Origin of the sequence: Ferrovum myxofaciens (assembly GCF_013181415.1) — a bacterium.
GTDB lineage: Bacteria > Pseudomonadota > Gammaproteobacteria > Burkholderiales > Ferrovaceae > Ferrovum > Ferrovum myxofaciens.
The window spans coordinates 766893-779263 of sequence record NZ_CP053676.1; the positions used below are offsets into that span (position 1 = coordinate 766893).

The 12371-nt window shown below is 57.6% G+C and carries 15 protein-coding genes; 8 read left to right on the forward strand and 7 right to left on the reverse strand.

Annotation, left to right across the window (positions count from 1 at the left end; all coding sequences use genetic code 11):
- Nucleotides 1-86: 86 nt before the first annotated feature.
- The gene (locus HO274_RS03735; protein ID WP_273122340.1) at nt 87-371 is read right to left on the reverse strand and encodes a hypothetical protein; all 285 of its coding nucleotides are present in this window, start codon (nt 369-371) and stop codon (nt 87-89) included.
- Here HO274_RS03735 and HO274_RS03740 point away from each other — a divergent pair.
- A complete protein-coding gene (locus HO274_RS03740; protein WP_031595167.1) occupies nt 282-485 on the forward strand; it encodes a cold-shock protein in 204 nt (67 codons plus the stop codon). The two genes, HO274_RS03735 and HO274_RS03740, sit on opposite strands and share 90 nt — an antisense overlap.
- A gap of 100 nt (nt 486-585) precedes the next feature.
- On the opposite strand, the gene HO274_RS03745 is transcribed toward HO274_RS03740, so the two are convergent.
- Entirely contained in the window at nt 586-2199 is a 1614-nt protein-coding gene (locus HO274_RS03745; RefSeq protein WP_273121589.1) for a long-chain fatty acid--CoA ligase, read from the reverse strand.
- A gap of 162 nt (nt 2200-2361) precedes the next feature.
- Between HO274_RS03745 and HO274_RS03750 the strand changes: the two genes are divergently transcribed.
- From HO274_RS03750 to HO274_RS03770, 5 genes are read left to right on the forward strand one after another with little or no spacing between them, the layout of a single operon-like run.
- Nucleotides 2362-3117, forward strand: coding sequence for an arginyltransferase (locus HO274_RS03750; protein WP_273121590.1), 756 nt, complete (start codon nt 2362-2364; stop codon nt 3115-3117).
- A gap of 9 nt (nt 3118-3126) precedes the next feature.
- The gene (locus HO274_RS03755; protein ID WP_273121593.1) at nt 3127-4143 is read left to right on the forward strand and encodes a quinone-dependent dihydroorotate dehydrogenase; all 1017 of its coding nucleotides are present in this window, start codon (nt 3127-3129) and stop codon (nt 4141-4143) included.
- The gene (locus tag HO274_RS03760) at nt 4140-4388 is read left to right on the forward strand and encodes an RnfABCDGE type electron transport complex subunit B (RefSeq protein ID WP_031595160.1); all 249 of its coding nucleotides are present in this window, start codon (nt 4140-4142) and stop codon (nt 4386-4388) included. Before HO274_RS03755 ends, HO274_RS03760 begins: the two co-directional genes overlap by 4 nt.
- The gene (gene nth / locus HO274_RS03765; protein ID WP_031595158.1) at nt 4357-4989 is read left to right on the forward strand and encodes an endonuclease III; all 633 of its coding nucleotides are present in this window, start codon (nt 4357-4359) and stop codon (nt 4987-4989) included. Before HO274_RS03760 ends, nth begins: the two co-directional genes overlap by 32 nt.
- Complete coding sequence (locus HO274_RS03770; RefSeq protein WP_031595156.1) at nt 4982-5416, forward strand: DUF1841 family protein; 435 nt, start codon at nt 4982-4984, stop codon at nt 5414-5416. Before nth ends, HO274_RS03770 begins: the two co-directional genes overlap by 8 nt.
- On the opposite strand, the gene dnaQ is transcribed toward HO274_RS03770, so the two are convergent.
- The 3 genes from dnaQ to HO274_RS03785 are packed head-to-tail and all read right to left on the reverse strand — an operon-like array spanning nt 5413 to nt 7378.
- Nucleotides 5413-6144: a DNA polymerase III subunit epsilon gene (dnaQ, locus tag HO274_RS03775; protein WP_031595154.1), complete on the reverse strand. Its 732-nt coding sequence runs from the start codon at nt 6142-6144 to the stop codon at nt 5413-5415. The genes HO274_RS03770 and dnaQ overlap by 4 nt on opposite strands.
- Nucleotides 6132-6581 (reverse strand): ribonuclease HI, encoded by a 450-nt coding sequence (gene rnhA / locus HO274_RS03780; RefSeq protein WP_031595152.1) that lies wholly within the window; start codon nt 6579-6581, stop codon nt 6132-6134. Before rnhA ends, dnaQ begins: the two co-directional genes overlap by 13 nt.
- A complete protein-coding gene (locus tag HO274_RS03785; RefSeq protein WP_082783174.1) occupies nt 6578-7378 on the reverse strand; it encodes a class I SAM-dependent methyltransferase in 801 nt (266 codons plus the stop codon). The genes rnhA and HO274_RS03785 overlap by 4 nt, the downstream gene beginning before the upstream one ends.
- Before the next feature lie 28 nt (nt 7379-7406).
- Between HO274_RS03785 and gloB the strand changes: the two genes are divergently transcribed.
- On the forward strand, nt 7407-8195 hold the full coding sequence (gloB, locus tag HO274_RS03790; RefSeq protein WP_411463578.1) for a hydroxyacylglutathione hydrolase: 789 nt from the start codon (nt 7407-7409) through the stop codon (nt 8193-8195).
- Nucleotides 8189-9658 carry a transglycosylase SLT domain-containing protein gene (locus HO274_RS03795; protein ID WP_062187969.1) on the forward strand — a complete coding sequence of 490 codons (1470 nt, stop codon included), beginning with the start codon at nt 8189-8191 and terminating at the stop codon, nt 9656-9658. Before gloB ends, HO274_RS03795 begins: the two co-directional genes overlap by 7 nt.
- Here HO274_RS03795 and HO274_RS03800 read toward each other — a convergent pair.
- On the reverse strand, nt 9643-11328 hold the full coding sequence (locus HO274_RS03800) for an ABC transporter ATP-binding protein (RefSeq protein ID WP_062187971.1): 1686 nt from the start codon (nt 11326-11328) through the stop codon (nt 9643-9645). The genes HO274_RS03795 and HO274_RS03800 overlap by 16 nt on opposite strands.
- Entirely contained in the window at nt 11325-12365 is a 1041-nt protein-coding gene (locus HO274_RS03805) for an ABC transporter permease (protein WP_051861758.1), read from the reverse strand. Before HO274_RS03805 ends, HO274_RS03800 begins: the two co-directional genes overlap by 4 nt.
- Between the last annotated feature and the right edge of the window lie 6 nt (nt 12366-12371).

Consider the following 12371-nt stretch of genomic DNA (forward strand, 5'->3'; position numbering starts at 1 on the left):
TCTTCCCCTTGTCTCCAAAGATATGGTTTCAGTCTAAACTTTTCAAGAATTTTCGCAACCCCCTTACTCAAAAAGTTCATTTCTGATCATTTTTTGCACAAAACCACCCTTTTTTCAAAAAAAAAACGGATCCCCCCTTGACGACCTGACCCAAACTCGCGTAAAAGTGCAACTGGAGTTTGGTTCCAAGTTGTCTGCATCACCGGTTTTGCCGTTTGCTGGCCTTGAAACTCAAACCTTACCCGGGTTTTAAGGCCCAAATCATCAACAGGAAAGCAAACATGGCAACAGGTACAGTTAAGTGGTTCAACGATTCTAAAGGTTACGGTTTCATCACCCCCGATGACGGAAGCGAAGATCTTTTCGCTCATTTCTCCGCCATCCAGATGGGCGGGTTCAAAACCCTGAAGGAAGGACAGAAAGTCTCCTTCGATGTTACCCAGGGACCCAAGGGAAAACAAGCTTCAAATATTCAAAACGCTTAGGTGCGTGAACGGGACTTGACCGTCCCGTAATCATTTAGGCCAGGTTTCTTCCGTTTTTTCGGTTGAACTTGGTCTTTTTTGTGTCTGAACCAAAAACCCATCAACCCCCCGTATACTCTCCATAGCGTTGGCGCAAAGCCACCTTGTCCACTTTGCCCGTGGCGGTATAGGGCAGACTGTCCACCGTCAGAAATCCATCGGGCACACTCCAGCGCGGCACATGCCGCGCCAGATGTTGCCGTAATTCTTCTTTCTCCACGACCCTTCCTGCCTCCAGCACCATGATCAAAAGAGGACGTTCCCCCCAATGCGGATCAGGAACGCCGATCACCGCCGCCTCACGCAAGACAGGATGAAGCAAAGCCGCCTGTTCAACCTGAACCGAACTGATCCATTCTCCTCCACTCTTGATCAAATCCTTGACCCGATCCGTAATCTGCAAGAATCCTTCCTCATCCAGGGTGGCCACATCACCGGTGGGGAACCAGGCTCGCTCCGTCTCCCGCGCCTCTTTCCAATAATGTTCGCAGATCCACGGGCCGCGCACCTCCAGGTGACCGGGGGTTATTCCATCCCAGTTCACTTCCCGTCCCTCACTGTCCCTCAGTCGCATATCCACGCCAAAGGGCGGACGCCCCGATTTCTCCAACCAGTGCCAGCGCGCCTCGCCGGACAACTCCGCCTGTGCCCGTTTGGGGCTCGCGAGCGCTGCCACCGGACTGGTTTCTGTCATCCCCCACCCTGGCCGCACCGTCACCTTCTGTTCCTGTTCGAAATAACGCACCAACATCGAAGGGCAAGCCGACCCCCCCACCCCGAGCAAACGCAGATGATGCAGTTTCACCTCCTGCGCCTGCAGAAAAGACATCAAACCTCGCCACACCGTGGGCACACCCGCGCTGATCGTAACCTCCTCGCGCTCCAGCAAAGCATACAGGGTTGCCCCATCCAGCCAGGGACCTGGCAACACCAGTTTGGCCCCCACCAGCGCAGCAGCATGAGGAAATCCCCAGGCATTGGCATGGAATAAGGGAACCACCGGCAATACCGAGTCGCAAGCTGAAAACCCGAGACTGTCGGGCAAGGCCACACTCATGGCATGAAGTACGGTGGAGCGGTGGGAATACACCACTCCTTTGGGTCGTCCTGTGGTTCCAGAGGTGAAACAGAGACCGGCGGCTTGATCCTCGGGCCAGTCCGGCCAGTTGAAACCTCCGTCTTCTTCCGCCAGCAGAACTTCGTAGTCAAACCACGTCCCCAGGAGGGGGGCCCGTGCTTCTCCGGGTTCTCCCATCACTATGACCCAGGGCAAACGCACACCCAGGTTTTCCAGGGTTAGCAACAACGGAAGAAGCCCGGAATCCACCAATAACCCCACGTCCTCTGCATCATGCAGAATTTGGACCAATTGGTCCGGAAACAAGCGGGGATTGAGGGTATGACAAATTGCCCCCATGCCTGGGATCGCATAGTAGGCTTCCAGATGGCGATGATGATTCCAACCCAGGGTCCCCACCCGATCGCCTGGACGCACGCCCAGACGAATCAGTGCCTGAGCCAGACGACGGGCACGCTGATCGATGTCCGCCCAACCAAGGGTCACCCCCTCTTGGGGGGCGCGCTGGGAAACCACGGCGGTTTTGCCATGCCAGCGAGCCGCGTGTTCCAGTAAGGCAGAAACCAGCAGCGGACGTTCCATCATGGAACCGATCACCTTTCCTCTCTCCTCATTCCCTTCTTTCCCTCATGGTTTTACCGTCTCCATCCTCGATGATTTTGCACAGTCAGAACCTCGTATTATACTAGGAGACATGAACGCCACCGATTTCTTGCGTTTCGCCCCCAAACCCGTGAACGACGCGCCTGGAGTGTCCCCATGACACACCTTTATGACCTTCCGATCCAACCCGTGCAGTGCTATGTCACGGCCAGTTATCCCTGCAGTTATCTGGAGGGACAGAACGCACGTTCTCAGGTGGTGGCCCCCGGTCCTCAGATCAACCAGGAACTGTACAGCCTCCTGGTGGAAAATGGCTTTCGTCGCAGCGGACTCTTCACCTACCGCCCCCACTGTCACCGCTGCCGCGCCTGCATTCCGGTACGGATTCGGGTACAGGACTTTGCCCCATCGCGCATTCAGCGCCGTGTTTGGAAACAGCATCGATCTCTGGAGGCACGTTCGCTGCCCTTGCATTTCGAACCAGAGCATTTTTCGCTCTATACCCGATACCAGCATGCACGTCATCGAGAAATCACTCAGGGCCGCACCGGAGAAGATCAGTATCGCCAATTCCTGCTACAATCTTCCCTGCCTACTCGCCTGGTGGAGTTTCGCGAAGCCGGACAACTGCGCATGGTCAGCCTGATTGATGAACTGACCCAGGGACTTTCTTCGGTTTACATCTTCTATGAACCGGACATGCCCGGAGTTTCCTACGGCACCTATAACATTCTCTGGCAAATCGAGGAATGTCAGACACAAGGACTTCCTTGGCTCTACCTGGGTTACTGGATCCGTTCCTGTGCCAAAATGACTTACAAAAGCCGTTTCCAGCCCCTCGAAGCCTGGTTTTCCGGCGCCTGGATTTCTTTTCCTGAACTACTCGAATCCCTTGACTCGACAATCCGCTGACTCCCACTGATGCTCTATCCCATTGCTCGCTCCCTGCTGTTTCGCCTCGACCCGGAAACTGCCCACACCCTCTCCCTGACCGCTCTGGACCAAGCTGCCCGGTGCGGTCTGGTCCAGCCCGGACATCTGGTTTCCACCCGCACTCGTACCGTCATGGGACTGACCTTTGCCAACCCCCTGGGGATTGCCGCAGGCCTGGACAAGAACGGAACCTTCATTCATGGACTGGCTGCCCTCGGGGTGGGGTTCATTGAAGTTGGTACGGTCACTCCACGGCCACAAAATGGTAACCCCCGTCCCCGTGTCTTCCGCCTCCCCACAGTGGAAGGATTGATCAATCGCCTGGGATTCAACAACCATGGCGTGGCCGCACTGGTGGAACAGGTCCGCCAACGACGACCCTCCGCCCTCCTCGGCATCAATATCGGCAAAAACTTCGATACTCCCATGGAGCGGGCCGTGGAGGATTACCGATCCGCACTCATTGCGGTGGCCCCCCACGCGGATTATGTCACGGTCAATATTTCTTCACCCAATACTCAAAATCTGCGTCAACTCCAGGGAACCGAGGCCCTGCCCCCGCTCCTGCGCGCACTTCATGAAGAACGACTCCGGTTGGTGGAAGACTTGGGACGTCCTTTGCCCATTGCCATCAAAATCGCCCCCGACCTCACCCCCGCAGCCCTGACAGATATTGCCCAGATTCTGGTGGAAGAACATATGGATGCGGTCATCGCCACCAATACCACGATTACCCGCGATCCCGTCCTGCACCTACCCCACGGACAGGAAACCGGGGGGTTGAGCGGAGCGCCCCTCCATGAAAAATCCCTGGCCGTGGTCGCCCATCTGGCCCGCACGCTGGACGGGGCTCTGCCCATCATTGGCGTCGGCGGCATCACCAGTGCAGCGCAGGCCCAGGCCATGTTGACCGCCGGTGCCCAGTTGATTCAGGTCTACACCGGCCTGATCTATCGGGGCCCGGACCTGATCCGCGAGATTCTGGAAAGTGACCGCCCGATATGAATCCCACCCTGGCCACCCGCCGGCAAATCGCGCTGATCGATGAAACCCGCTGCATCGGTTGTTTCAAGTGTGTGCGCGCCTGTCCCGAGCAAGCCATCGTGGGCGCCGCACGCTGGATGCATACCATCCTGCACGCACTGTGTACCGGTTGTGAAAATTGCCTCCCCCCCTGTCCAGAAAACTGCATTACCTTTTTGCCTGCCGCCCCGCTCCATGACTCCCGCCCAACGCCAACAGTTGTTTGAACGATTGGCGCAGGCCAATCCTCATCCCACCACCGAACTGATCTGGCATACCCCTTTTCAGTTACTCCTGGCAGTTCTCCTGTCGGCTCAATCCACCGACGTGGGAGTCAATCGGGTCACTGCGCCTTTGTTTCCCACCCTACAGACCCCGCAAGACTTGCTGACGCTGGGATTGGCAGCCTTTGAAGAAGCCATCCGAACCTTGGGACTGTACCGTACAAAATCACGCCATGCCATTGAAATGGCTAAAATTCTCGTTGATCAGCATGAGGGTCAGGTGCCAGAGACCCAGGTCGAACTGGAGGCCTTGCCCGGCGTAGGTCGAAAAACCGCCAATGTCGTCCTCAATACCCTTTACGGTCACCCCACCATCGCCGTGGATACCCATGTCTTTCGGGTGGCCAATCGAACCGGACTGGCACGCGGAACCACGCCTCTGGCGGTGGAACAGGCCCTGCTACGCGCGGTACCTGCGCCTTTTCTGCAGCATGCCCACCACTGGTTGATCCTGCAGGGCCGACACATCTGCCTGGCACGGGCACCGCGCTGTGGCATCTGCCCGATTCAGGATCTTTGTGACACGGGGAAAATCCATGTTTGAACCCAGCCGTGAAGAAGTCCGGAAATTTTTCATGGAAGCCTGGCAAGGACAACGCAACGGACGCCTGCTGAGCCCCCTGGAAGCGCTGGCTACGGAAGTCATTCAATACCACCCCGAATTTCACCCGCTGCTCGAATCCACTTCCCAAGAAACCCTGGAACGTACCTGGGGCCCGGAGGAGGGCGGCATGAACCCATTTTTACACCTGTCCTTGCATCTTGCCCTCGAAGAACAGTTGGGAATCGATCACCCCCCGGGCATCAGCGCAATTTTTCAGCGCCTATGCCGAACCACCCGTGACGAACATGAAGCACGCCACCGCCTTCTGGACTGTCTGGGTCAGGTCCTGTGGGAATCCCAACGCCAGGGAACCCCGCCCGATCAGGAGCGTTACCGCCAGTTGCTCCAGGCCACCCTTTCCACCTAAGCAATCTCAGGCCGCCATAGCACTCGCCCACCACTGGCTTGGTGAATTCGTTCCAATTGAGTACGGTGGGCTTCCATTTCCTCTTCGGTGGCCTTGGGTACCCGTAATCCATGGGCCGAAACCGAGGCAACGTAGCCGGGCATCTGCATCGAACCCGGAGAAGTTTCTTCGGGCATCAACAGATGTTCCTGGCCCCGCGTCATGGCCAGGTAAACCTCACCCAGCAATTCGGCATCCAGGAGCGCACCATGGAAGGTACGGTGGGCATGATCGATTTCATACCGTTCGCACAGTGCATCCAGACTGTTACGTTTTCCCGGAAATAATTCCCGTGCCACCTTGAGGGAATCCACCAACACGCCCTCTGGCAAATGAGCCAGCAACGCAGGCCTTCCCAGCAGACTCAACTCATGATCGAGAAAACCCAGATCGAAGGCGGCGTTGTGAATGACCAAACAGTTCAGAGGCATTCCCTTGGGGGAATCACACAAAAATTCGATGAAACTTTCCACCACCGACCCGAAGGGAGGTTTATCCTTCAAAAAATCCGTCGTCAGACCATGCTTTTCCAAGGCGCCCGGATCACTCTCCCGTCTTGGGTTGAGGTAGTGATGCCAGGTGCGCGCACGACGTCGGGTGAGGATTTCCACCAATCCGATTTCCACCAGGCGATGGCCTTGACGGGGGTCCAACCCGGTGGTCTCGGTATCCAGCATCACCCAGCGCATACCCGCCCTTTTTCTTCCAGACCGCGCCGTGCCAGCGCATCGGCCCGTTCGTTGCCCAAATCTCCCGCATGACCTTTGACCCAGTACCAGGAAATCTGGTGACGCTGGGTTGCCTCCCAGAGGATCTGCCACAAATCAGCATTCCGTACCGGCTTGCGGGCAGAGGTGAGCCAACCATTGCGACGCCAGGCATGAATCCACTCCTGGATGCCTTTCTGGACATATTGGGAATCGGTATACAGTTCCACTTCACAGGGTCGGGTCAAGGCCGTCAATCCTTCGATGACAGCCTGCAATTCCATACGGTTATTGGTGGTTTGCGCCACCCCCCCCCAAAGTTCACGCTCCCCTCCCGAACTGTGCAACCACACGCCCCACCCGCCCGGTCCGGGGTTGCCACTGCACGCCCCGTCCGTATAGATCCGAACCACACTCATGATTGGGGCGATACCGGCACCGCCTTGGGACGGGGCAGAAGAGGGACCACGTTATCATGCGCCTCTGGTTGCACCCCCTGCCGACGGACCCCCGCGCTGCGCACCGCAGCAGCCAAGGAAGGTTCCACCACATTCTGAGGTTGCCAGCGCGGCATGATCAGGCGCATGGCATGCACTCGCTTGACCGCCTGCAGCAGATAAATACCGCCGCCTACCCCCCACCAGCGATCACCCGCCAGTTCCATGAAGCGGAAACGGTGTAACCAGCGAGCACTGGTGAAAGGGGGGGCATAGGCGCCAAATCGCCCCCCATCCATCTCGAAGCCCAGCAGGGCCAGCCAGTCCTTGAGACGGGAGAGGCTGATGAAATGTCCCGACCAGGGAGAGACCCGTCGATTCAGAGTGAACAACTGGCGCACGCCCCACAGACTTCGTGGATTGAAGCCCACGACCACCAACCGCCCCTCAGGGCGCATGACTCGATCCACCTCCCGCAACAGGGCATGGGGATGTTCGGCAAACTCCAGAGCATGGGGCATGACCACGAGATCCAGGCTCTGAGAAGCCAGAGGCAGGGCACAGGGTTCGGCCTGAATGGTTCCCCCCAGACGTGTGCTCAAAGAGATATGATGCGGAATCCGGTTGGTGCGCAATCCATCCAGATGGGGCCAACTGATTTGCAGCGCATTGAAGCCAAACAGGTTCGCCACCGCCTGATCCAGCATATCCTGCTCCATCTGGAGCACATACTGTCCCAAGGGTGTTTCGAGCCAAGCGTGCAGGTTTCTCTGTTCCATGACAAAATTGTAGTCCAAATCTGCTTCTTTGTGGAAAATGCCTAAATCTTTTTCTATTGTTCCGATCTCTGCCTTCGCCGACAACTATCTGTGGTTGATCCACAATAACCGCAAAGCATGGATCGTCGACCCTGGAGACGCCGCCCCCGTCCTGACCACCCTTCGGAGTAGTCACTTGGAACTGGAGGGCATCCTTCTCACCCATCACCATGCCGATCATTGCGGCGGGGTGGTGGAATTGTGTACCCTCTTCCCCAACCTGACGGTTTACGGCCCTGCAGAAGAATCCATCCCGGGCACCACCCATCCCCTTCGCGCAGGAAACGAAATCACCCTGACCTCTCTGGGTTTGACCCTGACCGTACTGGAAGTTCCCGGACATACCCTGGGACATGTGGCCTATGTGGGGCAGGATTGCCTCTTTTGCGGGGATACCCTGTTTGCCGCTGGCTGCGGCCGAATCTTTGAAGGGACTCCTGCCCAGATGTTTCACTCCCTGGCTCAACTGGCTGCCCTACCCGACAAAACCGCCGTCTACTGTGCCCATGAGTACACGGTACGTAACCTGGATTTTGCCCTGAAGGTAGACCCGCACAATCAGGAACTCCAGAACTGGGCGAGGGAGGCTCGGGCTCAACGGGAACAGGGAGAACCCACCCTGCCCAGCCAGATCGGCCGCGAGCGACGTGCCAATCCCTTCCTGCGTAGTACCGACATCGCCTTGACCCCGGCACTGGATCATTACCTGGGCCATCCCGTGGGCACCGACCCCTTGACCCGTTTCACGGTTCTACGTGCCTGGAAGAATCAGTGTTGATCAGAATTCTGGGACTTCTGGCTCTGTTCTTCTGGATGGGTCCCGGCTGGGCCCAGGATCCACTTCCTTCCACCACACCTTCGCCCACCCCTGCGTTCATGGAGGAAGCCACACCGCAGAATTCCGACATGGATGACCTCGACCTGCCCACCGATCCTGAATTACCTCCACAAGCCAGTGATCAGGCCCCTCCGGGGGAAGTCTGGGACCGGATCCGCAGCGGATTCGCTCTGCCCGACTTGACGGATGACCGGGACAACCAGTTAGTGGCCAAACATATTGCCTGGTTTGTCGCCCGTCCGGATTATGTGGAACGGACCCTCAACCGTAGCCGGATGTATCTGTATTTCATTGCCAGTGAAGTACAACGGCGGGGCATGCCCACAGAGATTGCGCTGCTGCCTGTGGTGGAAAGTGCCTATAACCCCCACGCCCTGTCACGCAGCCAAGCCTCGGGCATCTGGCAGTTCATTCCCTCCACGGCCCGTCTCTTCGGCTTGCACAAGGATTGGTGGTATGACGGTCAGAAGGATGTGGTCGCCAGCACTTACAGTGCCCTGGATTATCTCCAACGCCTGTATGACGAATTCCACTCCTGGGACCTGGCGCTGGCAGCCTACAATTGCGGGGAAGGAAAAATTCGCCGCGAAATTGCCTACAATCAGGCTCGCCAGTTACCCACCGACTTTGCCCACCTCAACTTGTCCGATGAAACCCGCAATTACGTCCCCCGTCTTCTGGCCGCCAAAACCATCGTTCTGTCTCCAGAACATTATGGTCTCATTCTTCCTCCCATTCCTGATGAACCTTACTTTTCTTCCATTACCACCCACAAGCGAATCGATACCAAAGTAGCCGCTCAACTGGCGGGACTGAGCGTGGAAGACTTTCTGATGCTGAATCCCGGTTTCAACCGCCCTCTGATTCAACTGGATTCCCATCAAAACACGACGATTCTGGTTCCTGTATCCGCCGCCAATTCGTTCATCGCCCGCCTGGATGACCCGGATATCATCCTGGTATCCTGGCAAACCCGCCAGTTGCAAAGGGGCGAAGCCATCGATCATGTGGCCCACGAATATGGAATGAGCGGCGAAGAACTGAAACGCATCAACGGCATTGCGGCCAACCGTAGAATTGCCAGCGGCGGCGTCATTCTGGTTCCCTTTTCAAAAACCGCAGAAAACGGTCTTCCTGCGCCTCCCCCCGATCTTCCTGCCAGCCCCCCGGAAGCCGAGCTCTCCACGCCGCCCACGAAGCATCCGCCTGCGCGCAACCCACAGGCCCATAAAAAAACCAGTCGGGCCCATGCTCTCCGTGGCAAAGGCCATTCAAAACCGGCCCGAGGTTCCTCTGCCAAAACCACGACGCAAACTTCCACCACCCGAACGCATCCTGCACTTCACAAAACCCATGGACGAGATCGTCACCCAACTTCCTCCCCCCCTCATTCTTCTCCTTGAGCGGAGAGGGGAATGCCCTGAGGAACGGCTTTGAGCAACTGCTGGGTATAGGGATGTCGTGGACGTGCGTAAACCTCTTCTGCTTTCCCCCGTTCCACGACCTGCCCGGCGTACAAAACCAGGATTTCATCCGCCATGAACCGGACCACAGCGAGATCATGGGAAATGAACAGCAGGCTGAGATTGAGTTCGTCCTGCAAATCCCGTAACAGATTCAACACCTGAGCCTGAACTGACACATCCAGAGCGGAAACGGATTCGTCACAGATCAGCACGCGCGGATTCACCGTCAAGCAACGCGCAATGGCAATCCGTTGGCGTTGTCCACCGGAGAATTCATGGGGGTAACGGTTCAGTGCCCGTTCGTTCAGACCCACGCGCTCCAACCAGCGCACCGCCAATTCCACCCGTTCGCGCGCACCGGTCCCCACCCCCTGAAGCATGAGGGGTTCAGTCAGCAACTGGGCAACGGTAAAACGCGGGTTGAGGGAAGCAAAGGGATTCTGAAACACCATTTGAACCTGGGTTGCCCTTCCGCTTCTGCCGGGGGCTCCCCTCCCGGGAAAATGAATCTGTCCCGTGTCGGGAATCAGAATACCCGCCACCATCCGCGCCAGAGTGGATTTTCCGGAACCGGATTCACCCACCACGCCCAGGGTACGCCCGGCCTGCAAAGTGAACCCAAGGGGTTCCAGGGCTTGAAAACGGGAACGTCGCCAGCCTGCTCCTTGCACCACGAAGGACTTGCTGACCCCCTCCACTTCCAGCACCACTGGCAACGGACCCGACGAGCGAGGACCGGAAGAGGCCCGGGCAGGCGTCAAATCCCCCTGGTCGTCGATCATGGGCAAACGGGCAGGCAAATTGCCCAGAGTAGGACGACAGGTCAGCAACGCACGGGTATAGCCATGGCGGGGGGCCACCAGAACCTCGGAACAGCGCCCCTGCTCCACCACTCGCCCTTGGCGCATCACCACCACCTCCTCGGCAATTTCTCCCACCAGCGCCAGATCATGGGTAATGAACAGAATGGCCATGGACAGTTCCCGTTGCAGTTCCCGTAACAGGGTCATGATCTGACGTTGCACGGTCACATCCAGGGCCGTAGTCGGTTCATCGGCAATCAGCAACTGGGGATGGGTACTGATTGCCATGGCAATCATGACCCGTTGCTGCTGCCCCCCGGACAGTTGATGGGGATAGGCGGACAGCCGTGCCGCAGGATTTGCAATGCCCACCTGCGCCAGAAGTTCAAGGGAACGTTGACGTACCTGCCGTGCGGACCCAATCCCTTCCGCGCGGCGCACGGATTCTCCCAACTGCATTCCGATGGTAAAAACCGGGTTGAGCGCACCTTGGGGATCCTGAAAGATCATCCCCAGGGAACGCCGGCGCAAAGCCCCCATGGCCTGAGACGAAAACTCCAGAAGATTGCGCCCCTCCCATAAAATACGACTGCGTTCATGGATGTGGGCATGGGATTCCGGGAGAAGGCGCAGGATGGAGAGCGCAGTCACCGATTTTCCACTTCCCGACTCACCCACCAGGGCAACCGTGGAACAGGGGGGAACGGTAAAATCCACGCCACGCACCACCACCAGGGGACTATCTCCAGTACGTCGAAACGCCACCTCAAGGTCGCGCACCTCCAGCAAAGGCTGGGGCCTCACGAGTTCAACCTCGGATCGAGCGCATCCCGCAGAGCATCGGTCAATAAACTCAAGGCGGTGACAAAAATAGCCATGGCCACCGTGGTGACCACCAACTGCCACCATTTACCCAGAATCAGTTCATTCTGCGCCTCGTTCAACATGCTGCCCCAGGACACCGAACTGACTGGGACGCCAAATCCCAGAAAACTCAGAATCACTTCCGATTTGATAAACCCCACCAGATTCTGGGAAAACTGAACCAAAACCACATGACTGACATTAGGCAGAATATGTACCCACACCCGTCGTCCGTGGGAAGCGCCCAAGGCACCAGCAGCCAGAACGTATTCTCGGGTGCGATGCTTCAGATATTCGGCGCGAACCAGGCGAAAAACTCCCGTCCACCCCGTCAGGCCAAGAATCAGGATGAGGGTACCCACCCCCTTCTGCTGAAATACGGCAGCCACCGCAAAAACCAGCAACAGGTAAGGAATGGAGGTCAATACCCCATAAAAACCATTCAACAGGTCATCTACGCCCCGCCCGTAATAACCCGCCAGAGCGCCCAGGACGGTTCCAATGAAGGTGGCCACAAAAGCCGCCACCAGCCCCACCCAAACCGAGGTCTGGGTTCCCTTGAGCACCTTTTGCCCCACATCCCTCCCCCATTTATCCGCACCCAAAGGCAGGGTCAAGCGATAGGATACAGGCTCGGGCTGGATCCGCTGTGCGGCTGCCCGCGCCTCACTCCAGATCGGTTCCAGCGGATCGGTCCAACCATACAGGGGAATGACCTGGGTACGATCCCAGGCCTCTTCAGCCGGCAAGGTCACCCGATTCGCAGCAGTGGCATACCACGTCGGCGGTGCATAATTGACTGCCACCGGGTCATTCCAGTGCGTTCCCAGCCAACCCATCAGCACCAGTCCCACCAGCACCAGATAAAAAACCACCACCCCCAGGGAAATACGTCCCACCGGGTCACGCCATAAGCGGCGCAGGGCGAGGCTCCAGGCATTCTCCGAACGCATCGATGAATAAATTTGCACCGTCATTCCGTC

Bases quoted from the DNA above. Each gene is read 5' to 3' on its own strand.
- HO274_RS03785 (WP_082783174.1), bottom strand. From the start codon at position 7,378: ATGGAACAGAGAAACCTGCACGCTTGGCTCGAAACACCCTTGGGACAG.
- dnaQ (WP_031595154.1), bottom strand. From the start codon at position 6,144: ATGCGCTGGGTGATGCTGGATACCGAGACCACCGGGTTGGACCCCCGT.
- nth (WP_031595158.1), top strand. From the start codon at position 4,357: ATGACTCCCGCCCAACGCCAACAGTTGTTTGAACGATTGGCGCAGGCC.
- HO274_RS03740 (WP_031595167.1), top strand. From the start codon at position 282: ATGGCAACAGGTACAGTTAAGTGGTTCAACGATTCTAAAGGTTACGGT.
- HO274_RS03805 (WP_051861758.1), bottom strand. From the start codon at position 12,365: ATGACGGTGCAAATTTATTCATCGATGCGTTCGGAGAATGCCTGGAGC.
- HO274_RS03770 (WP_031595156.1), top strand. From the start codon at position 4,982: ATGTTTGAACCCAGCCGTGAAGAAGTCCGGAAATTTTTCATGGAAGCC.
- HO274_RS03760 (WP_031595160.1), top strand. From the start codon at position 4,140: ATGAATCCCACCCTGGCCACCCGCCGGCAAATCGCGCTGATCGATGAA.
- HO274_RS03755 (WP_273121593.1), top strand. From the start codon at position 3,127: ATGCTCTATCCCATTGCTCGCTCCCTGCTGTTTCGCCTCGACCCGGAA.
- rnhA (WP_031595152.1), bottom strand. From the start codon at position 6,581: ATGAGTGTGGTTCGGATCTATACGGACGGGGCGTGCAGTGGCAACCCC.
- HO274_RS03750 (WP_273121590.1), top strand. From the start codon at position 2,362: ATGACACACCTTTATGACCTTCCGATCCAACCCGTGCAGTGCTATGTC.
- HO274_RS03735 (WP_273122340.1), bottom strand. From the start codon at position 371: ATGAGCGAAAAGATCTTCGCTTCCGTCATCGGGGGTGATGAAACCGTA.